Source organism: Pseudomonas sp. P8_241 (assembly GCF_034008315.1).
GTDB lineage: Bacteria > Pseudomonadota > Gammaproteobacteria > Pseudomonadales > Pseudomonadaceae > Aquipseudomonas.
This window is the reverse complement of record NZ_CP125377.1, coordinates 1,969,637-1,994,142: the sequence shown is the minus strand read 5'-3', so window position 1 is coordinate 1,994,142 and position 24,506 is coordinate 1,969,637. Positions and strand designations below refer to the sequence as shown.

At 60.3% G+C, this 24,506-nt stretch carries 25 protein-coding genes and 1 pseudogene; 2 read left to right on the top strand and 24 right to left on the bottom strand.

The window, feature by feature from the left end; all coding sequences use genetic code 11:
- Positions 1-3 precede the first annotated feature (3 nt).
- From ccmI to ccmA, 9 genes are all read right to left on the bottom strand, one after another.
- On the bottom strand, positions 4-1,206 hold the full coding sequence (gene ccmI / locus QMK58_RS09070) for a c-type cytochrome biogenesis protein CcmI (protein WP_053156694.1): 1,203 nt from the start codon (positions 1,204-1,206) through the stop codon (positions 4-6).
- Positions 1,203-1,673, bottom strand: a complete 471-nt coding sequence (locus tag QMK58_RS09065) for a cytochrome c-type biogenesis protein (RefSeq protein ID WP_053156691.1) — start codon at positions 1,671-1,673, stop codon at positions 1,203-1,205. The genes ccmI and QMK58_RS09065 overlap by 4 nt, the downstream gene beginning before the upstream one ends.
- Positions 1,670-2,206 carry a DsbE family thiol:disulfide interchange protein gene (locus tag QMK58_RS09060; RefSeq protein WP_053156687.1) on the bottom strand — a complete coding sequence of 179 codons (537 nt, stop codon included), beginning with the start codon at positions 2,204-2,206 and terminating at the stop codon, positions 1,670-1,672. Before QMK58_RS09060 ends, QMK58_RS09065 begins: the two co-directional genes overlap by 4 nt.
- Positions 2,203-4,191 carry a heme lyase CcmF/NrfE family subunit gene (locus QMK58_RS09055; protein ID WP_053156684.1) on the bottom strand — a complete coding sequence of 663 codons (1,989 nt, stop codon included), beginning with the start codon at positions 4,189-4,191 and terminating at the stop codon, positions 2,203-2,205. The genes QMK58_RS09060 and QMK58_RS09055 overlap by 4 nt, the downstream gene beginning before the upstream one ends.
- A 3-nt stretch (positions 4,192-4,194) precedes the next feature.
- Complete coding sequence (gene ccmE, locus QMK58_RS09050; RefSeq protein WP_053156681.1) at positions 4,195-4,650, bottom strand: cytochrome c maturation protein CcmE; 456 nt, start codon at positions 4,648-4,650, stop codon at positions 4,195-4,197.
- Positions 4,647-4,823 carry a heme exporter protein CcmD gene (gene ccmD / locus QMK58_RS09045; protein WP_007980758.1) on the bottom strand — a complete coding sequence of 59 codons (177 nt, stop codon included), beginning with the start codon at positions 4,821-4,823 and terminating at the stop codon, positions 4,647-4,649. The genes ccmE and ccmD overlap by 4 nt, the downstream gene beginning before the upstream one ends.
- Positions 4,820-5,575, bottom strand: a complete 756-nt coding sequence (locus tag QMK58_RS09040; protein ID WP_053156678.1) for a heme ABC transporter permease — start codon at positions 5,573-5,575, stop codon at positions 4,820-4,822. The genes ccmD and QMK58_RS09040 overlap by 4 nt, the downstream gene beginning before the upstream one ends.
- Positions 5,576-5,648: 73 nt before the next feature.
- Positions 5,649-6,317: a heme exporter protein CcmB gene (gene ccmB / locus QMK58_RS09035; RefSeq protein ID WP_007980754.1), complete on the bottom strand. Its 669-nt coding sequence runs from the start codon at positions 6,315-6,317 to the stop codon at positions 5,649-5,651.
- Positions 6,314-6,949: a cytochrome c biogenesis heme-transporting ATPase CcmA gene (gene ccmA, locus QMK58_RS09030; RefSeq protein WP_053156674.1), complete on the bottom strand. Its 636-nt coding sequence runs from the start codon at positions 6,947-6,949 to the stop codon at positions 6,314-6,316. Before ccmA ends, ccmB begins: the two co-directional genes overlap by 4 nt.
- 198 nt (positions 6,950-7,147) lie before the next feature.
- Between ccmA and QMK58_RS09025 the strand changes: the two genes are divergently transcribed.
- Positions 7,148-8,722 (top strand): flagellar hook-length control protein FliK, encoded by a 1,575-nt coding sequence (locus QMK58_RS09025; RefSeq protein WP_320396166.1) that lies wholly within the window; start codon positions 7,148-7,150, stop codon positions 8,720-8,722.
- A complete protein-coding gene (locus QMK58_RS09020) occupies positions 8,719-9,048 on the top strand; it encodes an EscU/YscU/HrcU family type III secretion system export apparatus switch protein (RefSeq protein WP_053156668.1) in 330 nt (109 codons plus the stop codon). The genes QMK58_RS09025 and QMK58_RS09020 overlap by 4 nt, the downstream gene beginning before the upstream one ends.
- Before the next feature lie 85 nt (positions 9,049-9,133).
- On the opposite strand, the pseudogene QMK58_RS09015 reads toward QMK58_RS09020, so the two are convergent.
- From QMK58_RS09015 to flhA, 15 genes and pseudogenes are all read right to left on the bottom strand, one after another.
- Positions 9,134-9,625, bottom strand: a pseudogene (locus QMK58_RS09015) (hypothetical protein); the annotation flags it as partial.
- Positions 9,626-9,981: 356 nt separating this feature from the next.
- Entirely contained in the window at positions 9,982-10,374 is a 393-nt protein-coding gene (locus tag QMK58_RS09010) for a DUF2802 domain-containing protein (protein ID WP_053156665.1), read from the bottom strand.
- Entirely contained in the window at positions 10,375-10,860 is a 486-nt protein-coding gene (locus QMK58_RS09005; RefSeq protein ID WP_007946765.1) for a chemotaxis protein CheW, read from the bottom strand.
- A 76-nt stretch (positions 10,861-10,936) separates the two neighbouring features.
- Entirely contained in the window at positions 10,937-11,893 is a 957-nt protein-coding gene (locus QMK58_RS09000) for a CheW domain-containing protein (protein WP_053156662.1), read from the bottom strand.
- Positions 11,894-12,013: 120 nt separating this feature from the next.
- Positions 12,014-12,802 (bottom strand): ParA family protein, encoded by a 789-nt coding sequence (locus QMK58_RS08995; protein WP_053156657.1) that lies wholly within the window; start codon positions 12,800-12,802, stop codon positions 12,014-12,016.
- Between the two features lie 43 nt (positions 12,803-12,845).
- A complete protein-coding gene (motD, locus tag QMK58_RS08990) occupies positions 12,846-13,736 on the bottom strand; it encodes a flagellar motor protein MotD (RefSeq protein ID WP_053156653.1) in 891 nt (296 codons plus the stop codon).
- Positions 13,737-13,751: 15 nt separating this feature from the next.
- Positions 13,752-14,492: a flagellar motor protein gene (locus QMK58_RS08985; protein WP_053156650.1), complete on the bottom strand. Its 741-nt coding sequence runs from the start codon at positions 14,490-14,492 to the stop codon at positions 13,752-13,754.
- Positions 14,492-15,628 (bottom strand): chemotaxis response regulator protein-glutamate methylesterase, encoded by a 1,137-nt coding sequence (locus QMK58_RS08980; RefSeq protein WP_320396165.1) that lies wholly within the window; start codon positions 15,626-15,628, stop codon positions 14,492-14,494. Before QMK58_RS08980 ends, QMK58_RS08985 begins: the two co-directional genes overlap by 1 nt.
- Positions 15,629-15,677: 49 nt before the next feature.
- A complete protein-coding gene (locus tag QMK58_RS08975) occupies positions 15,678-17,924 on the bottom strand; it encodes a chemotaxis protein CheA (protein ID WP_053156643.1) in 2,247 nt (748 codons plus the stop codon).
- Positions 17,925-17,978: 54 nt separating this feature from the next.
- The gene (locus tag QMK58_RS08970) at positions 17,979-18,767 is read right to left on the bottom strand and encodes a protein phosphatase CheZ (RefSeq protein WP_053156640.1); all 789 of its coding nucleotides are present in this window, start codon (positions 18,765-18,767) and stop codon (positions 17,979-17,981) included.
- Positions 18,768-18,786: 19 nt separating this feature from the next.
- The gene (locus QMK58_RS08965) at positions 18,787-19,158 is read right to left on the bottom strand and encodes a chemotaxis response regulator CheY (RefSeq protein WP_003183998.1); all 372 of its coding nucleotides are present in this window, start codon (positions 19,156-19,158) and stop codon (positions 18,787-18,789) included.
- A gap of 167 nt (positions 19,159-19,325) precedes the next feature.
- Positions 19,326-20,066, bottom strand: a complete 741-nt coding sequence (gene fliA, locus QMK58_RS08960; RefSeq protein ID WP_018925059.1) for an RNA polymerase sigma factor FliA — start codon at positions 20,064-20,066, stop codon at positions 19,326-19,328.
- Positions 20,063-20,893 carry a flagellar synthesis regulator FleN gene (gene fleN / locus QMK58_RS08955; protein ID WP_007975361.1) on the bottom strand — a complete coding sequence of 277 codons (831 nt, stop codon included), beginning with the start codon at positions 20,891-20,893 and terminating at the stop codon, positions 20,063-20,065. Before fleN ends, fliA begins: the two co-directional genes overlap by 4 nt.
- 116 nt (positions 20,894-21,009) lie before the next feature.
- Positions 21,010-22,335 (bottom strand): flagellar biosynthesis protein FlhF, encoded by a 1,326-nt coding sequence (gene flhF, locus QMK58_RS08950; protein ID WP_053156636.1) that lies wholly within the window; start codon positions 22,333-22,335, stop codon positions 21,010-21,012.
- Between the two features lie 11 nt (positions 22,336-22,346).
- Positions 22,347-24,476 (bottom strand): flagellar biosynthesis protein FlhA, encoded by a 2,130-nt coding sequence (gene flhA, locus QMK58_RS08945; RefSeq protein ID WP_053156633.1) that lies wholly within the window; start codon positions 24,474-24,476, stop codon positions 22,347-22,349.
- Between the last annotated feature and the right edge of the window lie 30 nt (positions 24,477-24,506).

The following is a 24,506-nucleotide window of genomic DNA, read 5'->3' as shown; positions in this document are numbered from 1 at the left end:
CTGTTATTTGTCCGGGCTGTCGATGGTCAGTGTTTGCGGCGCGGTGGTGCTGCTGGCCAGCGGCTGGCTGCGACCGATCCATTCGCCGGCGGTCGGTTTGCCGGCACGGGAAACGCGTGCAACCAGTTGGACTTCAGGGAAGTTCGACAGTTTCAATTGCGGCATCATCGCATCGGCATCACCCAGTTCGACGGTTACCGGCAGATCGGCCACGGTCATGCGCTTGACCGCCAGCGGAGCCGGAGGACCGGAAATCGCCCGGGCGAAGATGAAGACGCTGTCGCCGGGCTGGACCTTGCCTTTGAGTTCGGCCGCCAGATCGACGCTGACCTTGAGCACTGCCGAGGCCTTTGCCGCCGGTGCTTGCGCGACCTTGCCGCCGCTGGCCACCAGCTTCTCGGTGGCGCGGGTAATCCCGCCTTGCAGGGCTTCGCGGGAATTGTCTTGCGGTGGCAATTGCGCCAGCAGGCGGTTCCAGTAATCGATGGCGTCCTGATAACGCTCGCTTTCAAAAGCGGCAATGCCGAGCAGGCCAAGGCTGGTGACTTCATTCGGATCAGCCTTGAGTGCTTCATCGGTCAGGGCCTGGACCTTGTCCGACCACTTCTTTCCGTCGGCAAAGTACTGGGCCTGAGCCCATTGGCCGAGCAGTTCAGGCTCACGACCCGCCAGGTTTACGGTGCGTTCGAACATCTTCGCCGCCTCCGCAGGCCGATCCTGGGCCATGTAGGTACGACCGAGGAAATATACGCCTTCGGCAGAATCCGGTTGAGCGGCAACCGTGCGCTCCAGGCGCTTGGTCATCTCTTCCATCGATTGCGGCGCATGGGCGAATTCACGGGTCAGCTCGACTTTGTCGCTGGCACCAAAATGCAGGTACAGCCCAAGGCCCAGGACGGGCACCAGAATCGCTGCGAGCAACGGCAAGGGTTTGCCCAGACGCGATACCCGAGGTGCCTCGACGCCCTCGGTATCCGCCAGCAACTCGCGGGCGGCTTCGGCGCGGCCGGTGTCCATTTGCGCCGCATCCAGTACGCCTTCTTCCTGCTGAGCCTGCAACTCAGCCACGCGCTCCTGATAAAGCGCGACGTTCAGGGCGGTACGATCCTCTTCGAGCTGGGCACGACGACTGCGCAGAACCGGAATCAACAGAAAACTCAGGGCAACCAGAAGCAGCAGACCTGCAGCGAGCCAGAAATCAATCATTCTTGGTTTTTATCCAACAGGTTGTCGAGGCGCGAACGTTCCTCGGGAGACAGCTCATCCTGGATGTCGGCGCGCTGCACGCGACGACGGCGGACGATCACCGCAATAATCACCACACCACCGAGCAACAGGCCGGCGGGGCCGAACCAGAGCAATGCGGTCTTGGCATTCAACGCCGGTTTGTAGCGGACGAAATCACCGTAGCGATCGACCATGAAGTCGATGATCTGCTGGTTGTCCTTGCCCTCGCCGAGCATGCGAAAAATCTCTTTGCGCAAGTCAGCGGCAATCGGTGCGTTGGAGTCGGCAATGTCCTGGTTCTGGCACTTTGGGCAACGCAGTTCTTTGGTCAGCTCGCGAAAACGCTCGCGATCACCTTCCTTGGCGAACTCATAGGTGTCGATGGCCGCGTGGGCCATGCCGGCCATGCTCAAGCCGAGAATGGCGGCAGCGATCCAGCGCTTCATGGCTTGGCCTCGTCGACCAGCGCCTGATACTTCGCCGCCAGTTTTTCGCGCCAGACCTGTTCGTCGATCACGCCGACGAACTTGTCGCGGATGATGCCCTTGGCGTCGATGAAGAAGGTTTCCGGAGCACCGTAGACACCGAGGTTCAGGCCCAATGAGCCTTCATCGTCTCGAATGTCCAAGACGTACGGGTTGTGGAAGTCTGCCAGCCACTTCAAGGCATCGGCATTGACGTCCTTGTAGTTGATGCCATAGATCACCACGCCCTGCCCGGCCAGTTTGTTCAGCACCGGGTGCTCGACCCGGCAGGAAATGCACCAGGTGCCCCACACGTTGACCAGCGCCGGTTTTCCGAGAATATCGGCCTTGGTCAGGGTCTTTTCACCCTGCACCGCTGGCAGCGAAAACTCTGGGAACGGCTTGCCGATCATCGCCGAAGGCAGCTCGGCCGGGTCCAGGTACAGACCGCGATAAAGGAACACCGCCACCACCAGAAAAATCGCCAGCGGCAACACCATCAACCAACGTTTCATGCAGTCGCTCCCGACAGGCCCAGCGCTTCACGCACACGGCTTTTCACCTTGACCCGATAACGACGATCCAGCGCCGCCAGCAATCCACCCAGACCTGTCAGCAGACCGCCGAACCAGATCCAGCGCACGAACGGTTTGACGTGCACGCGCACGGCCCACGCGCCATCGCCCAACGGTTCGCCAAGGGCGACATAGAGGTCACGGGTGAAACCTGCGTCGATCCCGGCTTCGGTCATCACCGAGTTTTGCACGGTGTAGAGGCGTTTTTCCGGGTGCAGCACGCTGATTTCCTTGCCATCGCGGATCACGCGAACGGTGCCCTTGTCCGAGGTGAAGTTCGGGCCTTCGTAATGCTTGGCGCCTTCGAACACGAACTGATAACCGCCCAGGTCCATGGATTCGCCCGGCGCCAGACGCAGGTCGCGCTCGGCACTGTTCTGGCTGGACAACACGACACCCAACGCACACACGGCAATGCCCAGGTGCGCAACCTGCATGCCCCAATAGCTGCGGGTCAGGGTTGGCAGGCCTTTGATCAGGCCTTTGTGGCGCGTCTTGTCGAAGATGTCACGCACACCGGCCAGCAACACCCAGGCCGCGAGCATGAAGGTCGCAAGCACCGCCCAGTTGAAATCGCCGTAGGCGACGCCCGCTACGACCGCGAGCGCAGCGCTGCCGAGCAGCACTGGCGTAAGCATGCTCACCAGCCATTTCACCGGTGTGTCTTTCCAGCGCACGATCACGCCGACCGCCATCACCATCATCAGCAGCGCCATCAACGGAATGAACAGTGCGTTGAAGTACGGCGGACCGACGGACAGCTTGGCGCCGGTCATGGCATCGAGAATCAGCGGGTACAAGGTGCCGAGCAGGATCATCGAAGCCGCTACCACCAGCACCAGATTGTTGCCCAGCAGCAGGGTTTCCCGAGACCACAGGTTGAAGCCGACCTGACTCTTGACCACCGGTGCGCGCAGGGCGAACAGCGTCAGCGAACCGCCGACCACGAAGAGCAGGAAAATCAGGATGAACACGCCGCGCTCCGGGTCGGAGGCAAACGCATGCACCGACGTCAGCACGCCGGAACGCACGAGGAAGGTGCCCAGCAGGCTCAACGAAAACGCGGCGATGGCCAGCAACACGGTCCAGCTTTTGAACACACCACGTTTTTCCGTGACCGCCAACGAGTGAATCAGCGCGGTGCCCACCAGCCATGGCATGAACGAGGCGTTTTCCACCGGGTCCCAGAACCACCAGCCGCCCCAGCCGAGTTCGTAGTACGCCCACCACGAACCGAGGGTGATACCGATGCCGAGGAACGCCCAGGCCACGATGGTCCACGGACGCGACCAGCGCGCCCATGCGGCGTCCAGGCGACCGCCCATCAGTGCGGCAATGGCGAAAGCGAAGGCCACCGAGAAACCGACGTAGCCCATGTACAGCATCGGCGGGTGAACGATCAGTCCGATGTCTTGCAGCAACGGATTGAGGTCGGCGCCGTCGGTCGGCATTTGCGGCAGGATGCGCTTGAACGGGTTCGAGGTGAGGATCAGGAACAGCAGGAAACCGGTGCTGATCATGCCCATCACCGCCAGCACGCGGGCCAGCATGACTTGCGGCAATTGCCGGGAGAACACTGACACTGCGAAGGTCCAGCCGCCAAGAATCAACGCCCACAGCAACAAGGACCCTTCGTGGGCACCCCACACGGCGCTGAATTTGTAGTACCACGGCAGCGCGCTGTTGGAGTTGTTGGCCACGTAAGCCACGGAGAAGTCGTCGACCATGAAGGCATACGTCAGGCAACCGAAAGCGAACAGCAAAAACGCGAACTGCCCCCACGCGGCCGGCTGGGCCAGGCTCATCCAGAAACGATCACCGCGCCAGGCACCGACCAATGGCACCACGGCCTGAACCAACGCAAAACACAGCGCCAGGATCATGGCCAGGTGGCCCAGCTCCGGGATAAAAATTCCAGCGGTCATCGGTTAGCCCTCTTTCGCAGGAGTAGGTGCCGACTGGCCACTGTCTTTCAGGGCCTTGGTCACTTCCGGCGGCATGTACTTTTCATCGTGTTTGGCCAGCACTTCATCGGCCACCACCACGCCTTCAGCATTGAGTTTGCCCAAGGCGACGATGCCCTGCCCTTCGCGGAACAGATCCGGCAGGATGCCACGATAGGTGATGGTCACGGATTTGTTGAAGTCGGTGACGACAAACCTCACGTCCAGCGAGTCGCCGGAGCGCTGCAGGGAACCTGCCTCGACCATGCCGCCGGCACGAATGCGCGTGTCTTGCGGGGCTTCGCCGTTGGCGATCTGGGTCGGCGTGTAAAACAGGTTGATGTTCTGCTGCAGGGCGCTCAGGGCCAGGCCGACGGCAGCGCCGACCCCGACCAGAATCGCGAGAATGATGATAAGACGCTTTTTGCGCAGCGGATTCACTTGCCGTTCTCCCGGCGCAGACGACGCGCCTCTTGTTGCAGATACCGCTTGCGGGCCAGGATCGGCGCCGCCACGTTGAGGGCCAATACCGCCAGGCAGATGCCATAGGCTGACCAGACATACAGGCCATGATGGCCCATGGCGATGAAGTCGCCGAATGAAGCAAAACTCATCGAACGACCTCCAGGCTGTTTTCCACTTCGGCTTTTACCCAACTGGCCCGCGCTTCGCGCTTGAGCACTTCGAGGCGCATGCGCAGCAGCAACACCGCGCCGAAGAAACAATAGAAACCCAACGCCGTCAGCAGCAACGGCAGCCACATCTCGGCGGGCATCGCCGGTTTTTCCGTGAGGGTGAAGGTCGCGCCCTGGTGCAGGGTGTTCCACCACTCCACCGAGTACTTGATGATCGGGATGTTGATCACGCCGACAATCGCCAGCACCGCGCAAGCCTTGGCCGCGCTGTCACGATTGCTGATGGCGTTGCCCAGCGCAATAAGACCGAAGTACAGGAAAAGCAGAATCAGCATGGACGTCAGTCGTGCATCCCAGACCCACCACGAGCCCCACGTCGGCTTGCCCCAGATCGCCCCGGTGACCAGCGCCAAGGCGGTCATCCAGGCCCCGACCGGCGCAGCGCACTGCAGGGCGACGTCGGCCATTTTCATTTTCCACACCAGGCCGACGATGCCGCACACCGCCAGCATCACGTAGATGGACTGGGCCAGCATCGCGGCCGGGACATGGATATAGATGATGCGGTAGCTGTTTTGCTGCCATTTTTCCGGCGGCGCGAAGGCCAGGCCCCAGACCACGCCAACGCCGATCAGCAGCAACGCCGCGACGCTCAGCCATGGCAGCATTTTGCCGCTGATGCCGTAAAACCATTTGGGCGAGCCGAGCTTGTGAAACCACGTCCAGTTCATACTGTTTCCATCACGGTTGCTCTTTACTGTGAAGAGCCTGGGTCTTTGCTGATCAAAAAATGATCAGACCTCATTATTCGCCGACGCTGATCTTCAGGCCAGCAGCTATTGCAAAAGGTGTCAGGGTTATCGCCAAAGCGGTCAGGCTACCAAGCCACAGCAGATAACCGGTTGCCGGCATGCCCTGCAAGGCAGCCTGCAAGGCGCCACTGCCCAGGATCAACACCGGGATGTACAACGGCAGAATCAGCAACGCCAGCAACAGGCCGCCGCGCTTCAAACCGACCGTCAGCGCCGCGCCCACTGCACCGAGCAGGCTCAGCACCGGTGTACCGAGCAACAACGAAAGCAGCAACACCGGCAGACAGGCGGCAGGCAAACCGAGCATCAACGCCAGCAAGGGCGCGAGCAAAACCAGTGCCAGGCCGGAAAACGCCCAGTGTGCCAGCACTTTGGCCAAAACCAGAAGAGCCAAGGGGTGCGGCGAAAGGACCCACTGTTCAAGCGATCCATCCTCGAAATCACTGCGAAAAAGCCCGTCCAGCGAGAGCAAAACCGATAAAAGGGCTGCGACCCAGACCAGCCCCGGAGACAAGGTTTGCAACAATTGAGACTCGGGTCCGACCGCCAACGGGAACAGCGAAACGACGATGGCGAAAAATACCAACGGATTGGCCAGCTCCGCCGGACGGCGAAACAACAAGCGAGCCTCACGGGCGACCAACAGGCCGAAAACACTCATACGACCCAGCTCCCCAGATCGATGTCGCGATAACCGGCCGGCATCCGGCTCAATGTGTGGTGTGTGGTCAGGACCACCATACCGCCGCGCTCGCAGTGGGTCGCCAGGTGTTCTTCAAGTTGCGCCACGCCTTGCTTGTCGAGGGCGGTGAACGGCTCGTCGAGAATCCACAACGGTGGACAGTCCAGATACAAACGCGCCAATGCGACGCGGCGCTGCTGACCGGCGGACAAGGTATGGCACGGCACATCCTCGAAACCGCGCAGGCCGACAGCCGCCAGCGCCTGCCAGATCGCCTCGTGGGTCGCCCGATGATGCAAGGCGCACAGCCAGCTCAGGTTCTCTTCCGGCGTCAGCAGGTCTTTGATCCCGGCAGCATGGCCGATCCACAACAGGTTGCGCGCCAGCTCGGTGCGTTGCTCGTTCAGCGGCTGGCCGTTGAGCAACACTTGACCGGCCGTCGGCTGCATCAGCCCCGAGAGCAGGCGCAACAGGCTGGTCTTGCCGCTGCCGTTGGGGCCGCTGATTTGCATCATTTCGCCACTGGCCAGTCTCAAATCGAGATTTTCGAAGAGCAGCCGAAGGTCTCGCTCGCAGGCAAGGGCAACGGTTTGCAGGACAGGACTGGTCAAGGGTTCACGGCCTTATACGGTTCAAGTCGGCGCTGGCGCGGCCGTTAAAGAGATGCAGCATAGATGCAACGACGTCTTGTTCTAGAGAGCTGCGTCAAACAATTGCAAAGTTTCCGCCATTTTTGGATACAACGGCGCGGCATTATACATGCCATGCCTTACTCTAAAGAGCGCATTTTCCTCAGGTTGTGACCGCGTATGACAGGCGAAATGAACATTCCCCCGCTGCCGCAGACCACTGCGACGACTACGCGCGCCCAGGCATTCAGCGGTGAGTTGCTCAAGCTGCTGACGCCACTGGAGGGTTTGATTAGCGCAGGCCAGACCGCTCGGGCCGAAGTCCTGTCGCTCAAGCAGGCCGACCAGGCTTTCCAGATGTTGCTCAAACTCACCCTCGACAGCGGTCGGCAGACCACGGTGCAGACCACCAGCAATCAACCGTTGGCGCAAGGGTCCAGCCTGCTCGTCACCCAGCCTTCAGCGGGCAATCTGGCGGTCAGCGTGCAACAGGCCATCGCCTCCAGTGTCGCCACCCTCACCCGCATCGACACTGCGCAATTGCCGGCCGGGACGTTACTGCAGGGCAAGGTGCTGACCTCTCAAGCGCTGCCGCAACTACCGGGGCAGCCGGCCGTGTTTCGTTCGATGGTCAGCCTGCTCAACACCGCCCTGAGTGGCAGCACCCTGACCATCGACAGCCCGCAACCGTTGCGCATCGACACCTTGCTCAGTGCCCAGGTGCAGGACGGCCAGACGCTGAAATTCGTACCGCTGAGCAGTCGCCAGGAACAGTTGGCCGTGACCCAGCAATTGGTCAGCCAGCAAAGTCGCCAAGGCTCGCTGGATGGATTGCTCAAGCTCCTGCAAAACCTGGCGCCCTCCGAGCAGACCTCCAGCGGCCTGCGCGCAGCCGTCGACAAACTGCTCGCCGGCCTGCCCGATGTGCATCAACTCAGTACGCCCAAAGGGCTCGCGTTAGCCTTGGCCAGCAGCGGCGCATTCCTCGAGTCGAAACTGCTGAGCGGCCAGAATCCAGCACTGGCACCGGACATGAAAGGCGATCTGCTCAAACTGATCGGGCAACTGACGCCGGGGTTGCCGACGAGCACTAATCTCGGCGCAATCATCGCCGCCAACACCCTGGCCCAGGCAATGCCGAGTTTCGTGCGCAATGCCCTCGGCATGCTCGGCCAGGTCAGCGCCAAACCATTGCCGACCAGTTTCCCTTTGCCCGAGCGCTTGCTGCAAAGCACCGAGGGCGAAGGCAATCTCGAACACCTGCTGCGTCTGGCAGCCGCCGCTGTTTCACGCCTGCAAAGCCACCAGCTCTCAAGCCTGGAACAGACCGGCGTCACCGCCGACGGACGGCTGATGAGCACCTGGCAGCTGGAAATCCCGATGCGCAATCTGCAAGACATCGTGCCCCTGCAGCTCAAGTTCCAGCGCGAAGACGCCCCCGCGAAAGAACAACCAAAAGAGCGTCGCGAAGAACACGAGCCCAAACAACAGTTGTGGCGTGTGGAACTGGCCTTCGCCATGGAGCCGCTGGGACCGTTGCAGATCCAGGCACACCTGATCAAAGGCAGCCTGTTTGGCCAGCTCTGGGCCGAGCGCCCGTACACCGCCAGCCTGATCGAAAGCAATCTGGCCGGTCTGCGCGACCGCTTGCTGGCTGCCGGACTCAACGTCGGCGATCTGGATTGCCACCTCGGCACACCGCCCCAAGGCCCACAAACCTGCCTCGAACAACGCTGGGTCGACGAAACCGCATGAACAATTCAAACGCGCCACGCCAGGCCATCGCCCTCAAGTACGACGGCACCCACGCCCCGACCCTCACCGCCAAGGGCGACGAAGAACTGGCGGAAGAAATCCTGCGCATCGCCCGCGACTGCGAAGTGCCGATCTACGAGAACGCCGAGCTGGTGAGGTTATTGGCGCGAATGGAATTGGGGGACAGCATTCCGCAGGAACTCTATCTGACGATTGCCGAGATCATTGCGTTTGCGTGGAACTTGAAAGGGAAGTTTGCGGCGGGGCAGGATCCGGATGGGGCGATGGTCGAGAAGGATGTCACCGAGCGTGGGGATGATTATTGAGTTTTTGAGGATGCCATCGTCGGAACGCCGCCCAGAGCAGGCTCGCTCCTACAGGTTGTCAGTTCTTGTGCGGCTTGTGCATCAACTACGCAACCGGAACATCCTTGAACAAACGCAAAAGCCTGAGACTGCGTCCGAGAATCAAACCATTGATCAGACCCGCTCCCAGTGTTGAGAAAATGACTCTCGAAACTTCATTGACCAACTCCGGATACATGGCGACCTGATAACCGTCATAGTAACGCCACATGAAGTAGCCCCAATACACAACCAACACTTTGATTGTTCCATCCAGCACCAGGCTTTCCCCCTCGCGCTTAACCTCGTTATACGAATAAAACCGCAATGCCACGGCCCAGCCCGCAAACAGGCCGAGTGCATAGACCGCGAGCGCACTAGCGATCCCTTGGGAAAGGTTCAGCGAAGTCAGGGATACAACTACAAATATCGCTGGCATGAACATCAGCGATCTTTTCGACATACGATGCTTGAAGCAGGCAATGACACCGTAATAAGTCAGTATCAGAAAAACCGCGTAAACCCACAGCGGCGCACCACGTAAAATGTCGGACATAGTCCTTCCTTGGTCTCGCGTTGATCAGAACTGATCGCTGAATTGAGACAAACAAGCTACCGGCGTCACTCAGTGCTCACAAGCCGGCTGATTCCGTAACATTCATAGGCAGGAGATGACGACATCGTAGTCCCTTTCTGAGGACCAAAGAGGTGGAAAGGAAATAATCGGGCGTGGGGAAGACTACTGAGATTTCGAGGACGCCATCGCGAGCAAGCTCGCTTGTATGTTTAGACTTGAAGGAGCGAGCAGGCTCCGGGCGGTGTTCCGACGATGGAGTAATGAGCGCCGCGTTTTTCCCGGAAGCCCGCGTCATCGTTGAAATCCATCGCGAGCATGCTCGCTCCTACAGGTTTCTGTCAGTTCTTGTGCATCTTGCTCATCAACTCCGCCTCTGCCTGGGTCAAGCCGCAGGACTGGGTCAGTTCGTCGACGCTGGCGCCCATCCCGACCAGTCGCGCCGCCTGGGCGAACGACAGGCTGGTGGGATCGCGCTGTTCCAGCTGGACGAGTTTGTTCGGCAAGGGCGCGACGATGGTCCGCAGTTCGTGCAGGTCTTCGCCCATGCGTACATTGCTGTTCTGATAGTCGTCAATGCGCTTGGCCAGGTCCTTGATGCGCTGATCACGCAGCGCATCCCCCTGGGCTTGCTGCGCGGCGATGAGCTTTTGTCCGCGAATATACGCCAGGAACATCGCCAGGGTGCCTGCCCAGAACAGGAACAGGACGATGACCGCCACCTCGAGAATCAATCAGATGTTCTCCAGGTCCGACCATTCTTCTTCGCTCATCATCTTGTCCAGCTCGACCAGGATGAGCAATTCATTGTTCTTGTTGCAAACGCCCTGGATGAACTTGGCAGACTCTTCGTTACCCACGTTCGGCGCGGTTTCGATTTCCGACTGACGCAGGTAAACCACTTCGGCCACGCTGTCGACCATGATCCCGACCACCTGCTTGTCAGCTTCGATGATGACGATGCGGGTGTTGTCGCTGATTTCGGCATTCATCAGGCCGAAGCGCTGGCGGGTGTCGATCACGGTGACGACGTTGCCGCGCAGGTTGATGATGCCCAGCACGTAGCTCGGGGCACCCGGGACCGGGGCAATTTCGGTGTAGCGCAGGACTTCCTGGACGCGCATCACGTTGATGCCGTAGGTCTCGTTGTCCAGCTTGAAGGTGACCCATTGCAGGATCGGATCTTCGGAACCTTTTGCCGCCGTTGCCTTGTCATTCATACCCTGACCCCTCAAGAAACCGCCCTGGCGGTGTGTGTTCTGTGCAACATCATCAGAGTGACGTCGCCTGTTTTGTTTATTTGACTGATGTCGGTTTGTGGCCCGGCTTGCTGCCGGACATGTGCCGGGCGCCGCCGCTGGCGATCAATTCGGCCAGTGAGGCGACATCGAGCAAAGCGCACATGTGCTCAATCACCGTGCCGGCGAGCCATGGCCGCTGACCTCGGTGACTTCTCCATTTGATTTCGTTCGGATTCAGGCGCAACGAGCGACTGACCTGGTGCACAGCCAGCCCCCACTCGTAGCCCTGAACGGAAATGACGTATTGCAGGCCCTGCTTGAAATCGTCGCGATATCGATCGGGCATGACCCAACGCGCGGTATCCAGCACCTTGAGGTTGCCCGCCTGACTGGGCAGGATGCCAAGGAACCACTCCGGCTGGCCGAACAGCGGCGTGAGCTCGTGACCGGTCAGGGAATAGATCGAACCCAGGCACACCAGCGGCACCGCCAGGGTCAACCCTGCGACGTCGAACAGCAGGCATTCGAAGGGTTCGGCCGCCCAGGCAGGACGTCCGTCGGTTTCTACCGGGGGCGGCGTGTTGCTCGGCGGCAGATGAACTTCGACGACGGGTTCTACCAGGACTTGCTGCGATTGCGTGGGCAGCGGTTCCTGGGCCTCAGGCGCGTCGACGACTGGCTCGGACAAGGTTGGCAGCAACGGCGCGATAGTCGATACCGACACCATGGCGGGTGCAGGCGCGTCGACCACGGCAACGAGCGCTTTGACTACCGGCGCAACCGCCACCGTGTTTTTCTGCGCATCCCGGGCCTGTTCTTCAAGCACGGCTGCCTGGAATTCATCCAGCACGCCCTGCTCTTCAATGGTTTTTACTGCTGCGACGACTTCCACGACTTCGGGAATTGCCGAAATGTCTGGCGAAAACTCTTCGGTCGCGTCTTGCAGCAGGTTGTCCAGATACGACTGCAACGCCCGCTGTGGACGCGATGTGATCTTGATCGGCCGGTTCACTGGAACGTTCCCACTGTAGGAGCTGCCGCAGGCTGCGATCTTTTAGCGATATCAAGAGCGCCGCCAAGCAAGATCAAAAGATCGCGGCCTGCGGCAGCTCCTACACAGATTGAGTTCATATCAAGCCACCTGCGCGACGAGTTGCGCCGCCAGCAGGTGCTTGAGCAATGCACGGTACGCGAGCACGCCGCGGCTCTTGCCGTCAAACTGCGAAGGCGTCAAGCCGGCGCGGCTGGCATCACGCAGGCGCGTGTCGACCGGGATGTAGCCTTGCCAGATTTCCTCGGGGAATTTGTCGCGCAGGACCCGCAGCGTTCCAAGGGAGGCTTGCGTGCGGCGGTCGAACAAGGTCGGGACGATACTGAACGGCAACGCCTGTTTGCGTGAACGATTGATCATCGCCAACGTATTGACCATGCGCTCAAGACCCTTGACCGCCAGGTGTTCGGTTTGCACCGGGATTACCAGCTGCTGGCTCGCGGCCAAGGCATTGACCATCAGCACCCCGAGCAGCGGCGGGCTGTCGATGATCGCGTAATCGAAGTCCTGCCATAACTGCGCCAGGCTCTTGGCAATCACCAGACCCAGACCACTCTGGCCCGGCGACTGGCGCTCAAGGGTCGCCAGCGCGGTACTGGAAGGTAAAAGCGAGATTCGCTCGTCACTGGTCGACAGCAACAGTTGCCCTGGCAAACCCTGCGGCACGCTGCCTTTGTGCAGGAACAGATCGTAGTTGCTGTGTTCCAGAGTGTCGGGATCGTAACCGAAATAGCTGGTCATCGAGCCGTGGGGGTCGAGATCGACCACAACCACGCGCTTGCCCGCCTCGGCCAGTAAACCGGCTAAAGCGATGGAGGAAGTGGTTTTACCAACACCACCCTTTTGATTGGCGACTGCCCAGACTCTCATTCGAATGATTCCTCCCGGCCAAGTGGATCGGCCGAGAAATAGCTCAACGTGTTAATACGGGTGACGGAGATTTGACGGCGCTCTCTCGTACCGGCGACTTGACGGTGGTCGGTGCAGTTTGTGTGCCAGCACGCTTCAGCGCGGCGTCCGGTTGCGCTTTGGCGGTTCCGGTGGCGGTCAGGCTGCGGCGCACATCCAGGTTGCGCGAGACCACCAGCACAACGCGGCGGTTGCGCGCCCGGCCTTCGCTCGTAGCGTTATTGGCCACTGGCTGGAATTCACCGTAACCCACCGACGCCAGGCGCCCAGGGTGTACCCCCTGCATCGCAAGCATGCGCACGATGCTCGCCGAGCGGGCAGACGACAGCTCCCAATTGGTCGGGTACTGCGCGGTGCGGATCGGTTGGTCATCGGTAAAGCCTTCAACATGAATCGGGTTGTCGAACGGCTTCAGAATCGCCGCGACCTTGTCGATGATGTTGAACGCAATGTCGCTGGGCATGGCATCGCCACTGCCGAACAACAGGCTGGAGTTGAGCTCGATCTCGACCCATAACTCGTTGCCGCGCACGGTCATCTGATGGGAACTGATCAGATCGCCGAACGCTGCGCTGATGTCGTCGGCGATGCTTTTGAGCGGATCGCTGGCACCGGCCACACCGGCGTCGACCTCGTCGCTGTCCTTGACCAAAGGTTTGGCCGGTGTGACGGTCTTCGGTCGCTCGTCGCCAATCGGGATCGGCTTGAGCGCGCGATCGGTGTCGCTGAAGACGCCGATCAATGCCTCGGAAATGATCTTGTACTTGCCTTCATTGACCGACGAGATGGAGTACATCACCACGAAGAAGGCGAACAGCAAAGTGATGAAGTCGGCGTAGGACACCAGCCAACGCTCATGGTTTACGTGCTCTTCATGCTGGCGACGACGAGCCATAGTCCTTTACCCCCATCAATCCATGAAGCCTTGGAGCTTCAATTCAATGGATCGAGGGTTTTCACCTTCGGCGATCGACAGGATGCCTTCGAGCAACATTTCGCGGTAACGCGACTGGCGCAACGCGATGGACTTGAGCTTGGCGGCAATCGGCAACAGCACCAGGTTGGCACTGGCCACACCGTAGATGGTGGCAACAAAAGCCACGGCAATGCCGTTGCCCAATTGCGAAGGATCGCCGAGGTTACCCATCACATGAATCAGGCCCATGACCGCGCCGATGATGCCGATAGTCGGCGCATAGCCGCCCATGCTTTCAAACACTTTGGCCGCTTCGACATCGCGGCTTTCCTGGGTGTAGAAATCCACTTCGAGAATGCTGCGGATGGCCTCTGGCTCAGCGCCGTCGACCAACAATTGCAAGCCTTTGCGCGAGTAATTATCCGGTTCGGCGTCGGCGATGCCTTCCAGGCCCAGCAGGCCTTCCTTGCGCGCCGTCAAACTCCAGTTCACCACGCGGTCGATGCCACCGGCGAGGTCGACGCGCGGCGGAAACAGGATCCACGCCAGAATCTGCATCGCACGCTTGAAGGCGCTCATCGGCGATTGCAGCAGCGCAGCACCGACGGTCCCACCCAGTACGATCAAGGCCGCCGGGCCGTTGGCCAACGCGCCGAGATGTCCGCCTTCGAGGTAGTTGCCGCCAATGATGGCGACGAACGCCATGATGATGCCGATCAGGCTCAGAACATCCATCAGACGCACGCCTCGACGATGTGCCGGCCGATCTCGTCCAGGCTGTACACCGCGTCGGCGAGTTCAGCTTTGACGATGGCCATCGGCATGCCGTAGATCACGCAACTGGCTTCGTCCTGAGCCCAGATCGTACTGCCGCCCTGCTTGAGCAGGCGCGCGCCTTCGCGGCCGTCGGCACCCATGCCGGTCAACACAACCGCCAGAACTTTGTCACCGTAGGTCTTGGCCGCCGAACCGAACGTGATGTCCACGCACGGCTTGTAATTCAGACGTTCGTCGCCCGGGAGGATTTTCACCGCGCCCCGACCATCGACCATCATCTGTTTGCCGCCCGGCGCCAGCAGCGCCAGGCCAGGTCGCAGGATGTCGCCATCCTCGGCTTCCTTGACGCTGATGCGGCAGAGCTTGTCCAGACGCTCGGCGAAGGCTTTGGTGAACGCGGCCGGCATGTGCTGGATCAACACGATCGGTGCCGGGAAGTTGGCCGGCAATTGGGTCAAGACCCGCTGCAGGGCAACCGGCCCGCCCGTGGACGTACCGATGGCCAGCAGTTTGTAGGCTTTGCGTTTGGGCGCTGGCGACGACGGCGCAGGCGCATGGGAACGCGCAGGGACCGGTGTCGGGACCGGGCGTGCAGGCACGCTGCTGGCGTAACTGCCAATGCTCGAAGGCGCAGGGGCCGGGGCCGGGGCCGGGGCGTGCACTGGCGCCGGAGCACTGTAGGTGCTGACACGACGGTTGCTGCGCGAGATGCTCAGGATCTTTTCGCACAGCAGTTGCTTGACCTTCTCGGGGTTGCGCGAGATGTCTTCGAAATTTTTCGGCAGAAAATCCACAGCGCCGGCATCCAGCGCATCGAGGGTCACCCGGGCGCCTTCATGGGTCAGCGAAGAGAACATCAACACCGGGGTCGGGCAGCGTTGCATGATGTGCCGCACGGCGGTGATGCCGTCCATCATCGGCATCTCGTAGTCCATGGTGATCACGTCGGGCTTGAGGGCCAACGCTTGATCAATCGCCTCTTTGCCGTTGGTTGCGGTGCCGACGACCTGGATATTGGAATCCGCTGAAAGAATTTCCGAGACGCGGCGGCGGAAAAAACCCGAATCATCCACCACCAGGACTTTGACTGCCATAAACACTCCATTAGATGGAGCGAAGCTCGGTCGCCCCGCCCCACCAGAATCAAATACGCCGTGTGGCGTAACGCTTGAGCATGCTCGGGACATCGAGGATCAGCGCGATGCGACCGTCACCGGTAATGGTGGCGCCCGACATGCCCGGCGTTCCCTGAAGCATTTTGCCCAATGGCTTGATGACCACTTCTTCCTGGCCCACCAGTTGATCGACGACGAAGCCGATCCGCTGAGTGCCCACCGAAAGGATCACCACATGGCCTTCGCGCTGCTCTTCGTGAGCGGCGGAACTGACCAGCCAGCGCTTGAGGTAGAACAATGGCAAGGCCTTGTCCCGTACGATCACCACTTCCTGGCCATCGACGACGTTGGTGGTCGACAGGTCAAGGTGGAAGATCTCGTTGACGTTCACCAGCGGGAACGCAAACGCCTGGTTGCCAAGCATCACCATCAGCGTCGGCATGATCGCGAGGGTCAGTGGCACCTTGATGACGATTTTCGAGCCCTGGCCCTTGGCCGAGTAGATATTGATCGAACCGTTGAGCTGGGAAATCTTGGTTTTCACCACGTCCATGCCCACGCCGCGACCCGACACGTCGGAAATCTCGGTCTTGGTCGAGAAGCCCGGGGCGAAGATCAGGTTGTAGCACTCGGTATCGCTCAGGCGATCGGCCGCGTCCTTGTCCATCACGCCACGTTTTACCGCGATGGAACGCAGGACGTTCGGGTCCATGCCTTTGCCGTCATCGGAGATCGACAGCAGGATGTGATCGCCTTCCTGCTCGGCGGCCAGAACCACCTTGCCGCCACGTGCCTTGCCCGAGGCTTCGCGTTCTTCCGGCGACTCGATGCCGTGGTCGACCGCGTTGCGCACCAAGTGGACCAATGGGTCGGCCAGGGCTTCGACGAGGTTCTTGTCGAGGTCGGTTTCTTCGCCGACCAGCTCCAGGTTGATCTCTTTCTTGAGCTGCCGAGCCAGGTCGCGAACCAGGCGCGGGAAGCGCCCGAAGACTTTCTTGATCGGTTGCATCCGGGTCTTCATGACCGCGGTTTGCAGGTCGGCCGTCACCACATCGAGGTTCGACACCGCCTTGGACATGGCTTCATCGGCGCTGTTGGCACCCAGGCGTACCAGGCGGTTACGCACCAGCACCAACTCGCCGACCATGTTCATGATTTCGTCGAGACGCGCGGTATCGACCCGCACGGTGGTCTCGGCTTCGCTGGCCGTTTTTTCCGCCGGCGGCGCGGCGACAGCGCGGGCCGGCGCCGGTGCTGCGGCAGGCGCTTGGGCTTTCGGTTCCGGGGCCTTGGCTACAGGCGTGGGCGCGGCGGCTTTGACTGCCGGGGCCGCGACGGACGCACTCGCCCCGCTCACCACCTTCGCGGTGCCGACTTCGCTGAACTTGCCTTTGCCATGCAGCTCGTCGAGCAGCGATTCGAACTCGTGGTCGGTGATCAGATCGCTACCGGCCGCTACAGCGCTTGGCGCTGCGGGCACGGGCACCGAGGCAATCGCCGATTCCAGCGCTTCGACGGCAAAGTTACCCTTGCCGTGCAGCTGATCGAGCAGCGCTTCGAATTCTTCATCGGTAATGTCGGAGCTGTCGCCAGCGGCTTTCGGCGCTGGTGGCGCAACAGGCGCTGGCGCGATTGCGTCGACGGCGAACTGGCCTTTACCGTGCAATTGATCGAGCAGGGACTCGAACTCGGCATCGGTGATTTCATCGCTTGCCGCGGCATTGCCGGCCGAGACTGGAGCAGCCGCCGGCGCCTCGGCCTGTGCCTTGACGGCGTTCAGCGAATCCAGCAGTTGTTCGAATTCGTTGTCGGTGATGTCACCCGATTCGCTTTGAGGAGCGCCAACCACTTCGGCGACGGGGGCAGGCGCCGCCTCGTCAGCTGCCTGAGGTTCTGCCAGACGCGCCAGTGCGGCGAGCAATTGAGGTGTGGCGGCCGTGATCGGGCAGCGCTCGCGGACTTCGCTGAACATACCGTTCACCGCGTCCAGTGCTTCGAGCACCACGTCCATCAACTCCGAATCGACGCGACGCTCACCCTTGCGCAAGATGTCGAACACGTTCTCGGCGATGTGGCAGCACTCCACCAGCTCGTTGAGCTGGAGGAAGCCGGCGCCCCCTTTTACAGTGTGAAAACCGCGAAAAATTGCATTGAGCAAATCCGCATCATCCGGACGGCTTTCCAGCTCGACCAGTTGTTCGGACAGTTGCTCTAGAATCTCGCCGGCCTCAACCAGGAAATCCTGAAGGATCTCTTCATCGGCGCCGAAGCTCATGTAGGGGGGTGCTCCTAAAGGTCAAAAAACCCAAAAACCTAAAATGCTAAAACGCTAGAACCCTAGGCTGGATAACAAATCGTCCACATCGTCCTGACCGGACACAACGTCTTCTCTTTTATCGGCATGAATCTGCGGACCTTCACCCTGAGAGAGATGTTTTTGTGGATCTTTTTCTGCAAGCATCGCGGCACGGTCATGTTCGATGCCCGCAAAGCGGTCCACCTGACTGGCCATCAGCACGAGCTTGAGCAAGTTGCTTTCAACTTCGGTGACCAACTGGGTCACGCGCTTGATCACCTGCCCCGTGAGGTCCTGGTAATCCTGGGCGAGCAGGATGTCGTTAAGGTTGCTCGACACCGCACGACTATCGACACTGCTGCGCGACAGAAAACCGTCGACCCGTCGTGCCAGCTCGCGAAATTCTTCGGCCCCGACTTCGCGACGCATGAAGCGCCCCCAGTCCGTGCTCAAGGCCTGGGCTTCATCACCCAGGCTGTTGACCAGTGGCGTGGCGCTTTCGACCAGGTCCATGGTGCGATTGGCCGCGGCTTCGGTCAGCTTCACAACGTAGCCCAGACGCTCGGCGGCGTCGGTGATCTGGGACACTTCTGCGGCTTGCGGCATGTGCGGGTCAATCTGAAAATTGACGATCGCGCTATGCAGCTCGCGGGTGAGCTTGCCCACCTCCTGATACAGGCCGCGATCACGGGTCTGATTGAGCTCATGGATCAATTGCACAGCGTCGCCGAACTTGCCTTTTTCAAGGCTTGCGACCAATTCGACGGCGTGTTTTTTCAGGGTCGATTCAAAATCGCCCAATGAAGATTCGTTATTCCCCATAGCTCCCCCGTGGCGCCGTTCAACCGATGCGTTCGAAAATCTTCTCGATTTTTTCTTTCAACGCCTGGGCTGTGAAGGGTTTGACCACATAGCCGTTAACGCCGGCCTGGGCCGCTTCGATGATCTGCTCACGCTTGGCTTCAGCGGTTACCATCAACACCGGCAGGTGCTTGAGCTTTTCATCGGCACGCACGTGGCGCAGCAGATCGATGCCGGTCATGCCCGGCATGTTCCAGTCCGTTACCAGAAAGTCGATGCTTCCGCTGTTGAGCACCGGAATGGCGGTAGTGCCATCATCGGCCTCGACGGTGTTGGTGAACCCAAGGTCACGCAGCAGGTTCTTGATGATCCGCCGCATCGTTGAGAAGTCATCAACGATGAGGATTTTCATGTTCTTGTCCAATTCGACCTCCAAGCAGTCTTAAACGCGCCCAGCACCTGGACGCGCCATTTCATTCAATCCGGCAAAGCACTCAATGACTGTCTGGAGCACAACAGATCGAGACCGGTGCAGTTCAACGCCACACCAGCTCCATTCGCAGTGTCCCCACACTGCCTTCAGCGCGCTCGCCACTCCCCCAAACGCCCCCGCAAACGGGCCGCGCACTGGCTGTGTAACTGGCTGACCCGAGATTCGCTGACCCCCAGGACCTCCCCGATTTCCTTGAGATTCAACTCTTCGTCGTAGTACAGCGCCAACACCAGTCGCTCACGCTCCGGCAAATTGGCAATCGCGTCCGCCAGCGCTGCCTGGAAGCGTTCATCTTCCAGATCGCGAGACGGCTCGAGATGAGCACTCGCGCCATCCTCGTGCAGCCCCTCATGTTCGCCGTCCTGCAACAGGTCGTCGAAACTGAATAACCGGCTACCCAGGGTGTCGTTCAAAATTCCGTAATAATCATCGAGACTCAATTGGAGTTCGGCCGCAACCTCGTGATCTTTAGCGTCACGGCCGGTTTTAGCTTCAATCGAGCGAATCGCGTCGCTGACCATGCGCGTATTGCGGTGAACCGAACGGGGTGCCCAGTCTCCCTTGCGCACTTCATCGAGCATCGCGCCGCGGATTCGTATGCCCGCGTACGTCTCGAAACTGGCGCCTTTGCTGGCGTCGTATTTGGTCGAGACTTCAAGCAGACCGATCATCCCGGCCTGGATCAAGTCTTCGACCTGGACACTGGCCGGCAGACGCGCCAGCAAGTGGTAGGCAATGCGTTTGACCAGCGGCGCGTAACGCTCGATCAGCTCGTACTGCGCATCGCGGGCCGATTGCTTGTAGAGGTTGTAGCCGCTGGCGGTCATAACACCGGTCCTGCCGTTTGTTGCACGAGGCGCTCGACGAAAAACTCCAGGTGCCCACGCGGGTTGGCGGGCAGCGGCCAGGTGTCGACCTTCTGCGCGATCGCCTTGAACGCCAGCGAGCATTTGGAACGCGGGAAGGCTTCATATACGGCGCGTTGCTTCTGCACAGCCTTGCGCACGCTTTCGTCATAAGGCACGGCGCCGACGTATTGCAGCGCGACGTCGAGGAAGCGGTCGGTGACCTTGGTCAACTTGGCGAACAGGTTGCGCCCTTCCTGCGGACTCTGGGCCATGTTGGCCAGGACGCGGAAACGGTTCATGCCGTAGTCGCGGTTGAGCAACTTGATCAAGGCGTAGGCATCGGTGATGGATGTCGGCTCGTCGCAGACCACCAGCAACACTTCCTGAGCGGCGCGAACGAAGCTGACGACCGACTCACCGATACCGGCGGCGGTATCGATCACCAGCACATCGAGATTGTCGCCGATATCACTGAATGCCTGGATCAGGCCGGCGTGTTGAGCCGGGCTCAAGTGAACCATGCTCTGGGTGCCGGACGCCGCCGGAACGATGCGAATGCCACCGGGGCCCTGCAACAGAACGTCGCGCAGCTCGCAGCGGCCTTCGATCACGTCGGCCAGGGTACGTTTGGGTGTCAGGCCCAGCAGAACGTCGACGTTCGCCAGCCCCAGGTCGGCGTCCAGCAACATGACGCGCCGGCCTAGTTCCGCCAAGGCCAGCGACAAGTTCACTGACACATTAGTTTTCCCGACGCCACCTTTGCCGCCGGTCACCGCGATCACCTGTACAGGATGCATGCTGCCCATGTTATTCCATTACCTTGTCTTGCATAGACGGAGGCCACATTACTGGCTGCGCGTTCACAAACGGAACAATGCATGGCAGACCATCGATGTAGGTACAAAAACTATTCATTTTCACCTCAGCCTACCTGCTTGGTGGGGCTGTGGTAGATGTCAGCGAACATGTCAGCCATGGCTTCTTCGCTGGGTTCTTCCTGCATTTGCACGCTAACGGCGCGACTGACCAGTTGATGACGACGCGGCAGATGCAAATCATCCGGAATCCGCGGGCCATCGGTCAGATACGCGACCGGCAATTCATGGCTGATGGCTAGACTCAACACTTCGCCCAGACTTGCCGTTTCATCCAGTTTAGTCAGGATGCAGCCAGCGAGCCCGCAGCGCTTGTAACTATGATAAGCGGCGGTTAGAACCTGTTTTTGGCTAGTGGTTGCCAGGACCAGATAATTTTTTGAGCGGATGCCACGGCCAGCCAGGCTTTCAAGCTGCATGCGCAGCGCCGGGTCGCTGGCCTGAAGGCCTGCGGTATCGATCAGCACCACACGCTTGCGCATCAGAGGCTCCAGCGCCTGCACCAGGGACTGCCCCGGATCGACATGGGTTACCGGTACATTGAGGATGCGGCCAAGCGTGCGCAGCTGCTCCTGGGCGCCGATGCGAAAACTGTCCATGCTGACCAGCGCAATGTTCTGCGCGCCGTATTTGAGCACGTAGCGGGCTGCCAGCTTGGCCAGAGTGGTGGTCTTGCCCATGCCGGCCGGGCCGACCATGGCAATCACGCCACCTTCTTCCAGAGGCTCGATTTCCGGCGTCACGATCATTCGCGCCAGGTGCGCCAGCAACATGCGCCAGGCCTGACGAGGCTCCTGAATTTCAGTAATCATGGCCAGCAGATCACGCGACAACGGGCCGGACAGGCCAATGCGCTGCAGACGCCGCCACAGGTTCGCCTGGCCCGGGCTGCTGCCTTGCAGCTGATTCCACGCCAGCGAGCCGAGCTGTACTTCCATCAATTCACGCAGACTGTTGAGCTCAAACCGCATCGAGTCGAACACCCGAGCATCGATACCGGCTGCTGGAGCAGGCGCTGGTGCAGGGTGACGAGGCTCGGCCAGTGTCGGTTCAATCAACGGCTCGGCAGCGGTCAGCGGCAAGCCGGCGAACAACTGAAGGTTGGTGCTGTCGTCGCGCTCGCCTTCGCTGCGCAGGCTCAGTTCGGCCTGGGCGGTGACGATCCGCGACTGGGTCTTGCGCAGCTCATCCTCGAGCTCGAGGTTCGGCACACGCGGCGCCAGCGCCGACAACTTGTAATCCAGCGCGGCAGTCAGCTCGACGCCGCCGGCGATTCGGCGGTTGCCGATGATCGCAGCATCAGCGCCCAGCTCATCACGAACCAGCTTCATGGCCTGACGCATATCGGCGGCGAAAAAACGCTTAACTTGCATAAACCACTACCTCAGCCGTTGGGCCCTACTGTCGCAACGATGGTCACTTGCTTGTTGTCAGGGATTTCCTGATAAGCCAACACGTGCAAACCCGGGACTGCGAGCCGGCCAAATCGCGAGAGCATCGCGCGAACCGGACCGGCTACCAGCAGAATCACCGGTTGACCTTGCATCTCCTGGCGCTGCGCTGCATCGATCAACGAGCGCTGCAGCTTTTCAGCCATGCTTGGCTCCAGCAGAACCCCCTCTTCCGAGCCCTGCCCTGCCTTCTGCAGACTATTGAGCAATATCTGTTCCAACCTTGGCTCCAGCGTGATCACCGGAAGCTCGGAGTCAGTGCCTACAATGCTTTGGACGATGGCGCGAGAGACACCGACACGCACCGCAGCCACCAGGGCGGCGGTATCTTGACTCTTGGCCGCATTATTGGCGATGGCTTCGGCAATGCTGCGGATGTCGCGTACCGGCACCTGTTCAGCCAACAACGCTTGCAACACCTTGAGCAGTTGCGACAGCGACACCACTCCCGGCACCAGCTCTTCGGCCAGTTTTGGCGAGCTGCGGGCCAACAATTGCATGAGCTGCTGCACTTCTTCGTGGCCGATCAGCTCACTGGAATGCTTGTAGAGAATCTGGTTCAAGTGGGTGGCCACTACAGTACTGGCATCGACCACTGTATACCCTAACGATTGCGCTTGCGCACGCTGGCTGATTTCGATCCAGACCGCCTCCAGGCCAAAAGCCGGGTCTTTGGCGGTAATACCGTTGAGCGTGCCATAGACCTGCCCCGGATTGATCGCCAATTCGCGATCCGGGTAAATTTCCGCTTCCGCCAGGATCACCCCCATCAACGTCAGGCGATAGGCACTCGGCGCCAGGTCGAGGTTGTCGCGAATATGCACAGTCGGCATAAGGAAACCCAGGTCCTGGGACAGCTTCTTGCGCACGCCCTTGATCCGTGCGAGCAGCTGACCGCCCTGGTTGCGATCCACCAGTGGAATCAGGCGGTAACCCACTTCCAGGCCGATCATGTCGATAGGCGTCACATCGTCCCAACCAAGCTCTTTGGTTTCCTGGGCCCGCGCTGGCGATGGCAGCAATTCCTGCTGGCGTTTGATCTCTTGCAGCGCCTGCACCTTGGCACCGTTCTGCTTCTTCCAGAACAGATAGGCACCGCCCGCCGCAAGGGCTGCCATGCTCAGGAAGGAAAAGTGCGGCATGCCGGGGACGAGCCCCATGACCGCCATCAAACCCGCCGATACCGCCAACGCCTTGGGCGAGGCGAACATCTGGCGATTGATCTGTTTGCCCATGTCTTCCGAACCGGAAGCACGGGTCACCATGATGGCGGCCGCCGTGGACAACAACAGTGATGGCAATTGCGCCACCAAACCGTCACCGATGGTCAGCAGCGCATACACCTTGCCGGCGTCGCCGAAGGACATGCCGTGCTGGAAGATACCGACCGCCATGCCGCCGATCAGGTTGATGAACAGAATCAGCAAGCCGGCGATGGCATCACCGCGCACGAACTTGCTGGCACCGTCCATGGAACCGTAGAACTCGGCTTCCTGGGCGACTTCCGAACGACGGGCCTTGGCCTGCGCCTGATCGATCAGGCCGGCGTTGAGGTCGGCGTCGATCGCCATCTGTTTGCCGGGCATCGCATCGAGGGTGAAACGCGCGCTCACCTCGGAAATCCGCCCGGCACCCTTGGTCACCACGACGAAGTTGATGATCATCAGGATCGCGAAGACCACGATACCCACGACATAGTTGCCGCCGATCACCACCTCACCGAAGGCCTGAATCACCTTGCCGGCGGCCGCATGGCCATCCTGCCCGTGGAGCATCACCACCCGCGTGGACGCCACGTTCAACGCCAGGCGCAACAGCGTCGCCACCAGCAGAATGGTCGGGAACACCGCAAAATCAAGCGGTCGCAGGGCGTATACGCAAACCAGCAAGACCACAATCGACAACGCAATGTTGAACGTGAAGAACACGTCGAGCAGGAACGGCGGTATCGGCAACATCATCATCGCCAGCATGACCAGCAGCAACAGCGGCACACCCAAATTGCCCCGACTGAGGTCGGCGACGTTTGTGCGAGCTGCGCTGATTAACTGAGAGCGATCCACCGGTATTCCCCGTTCCTTTGAAGCAAAACA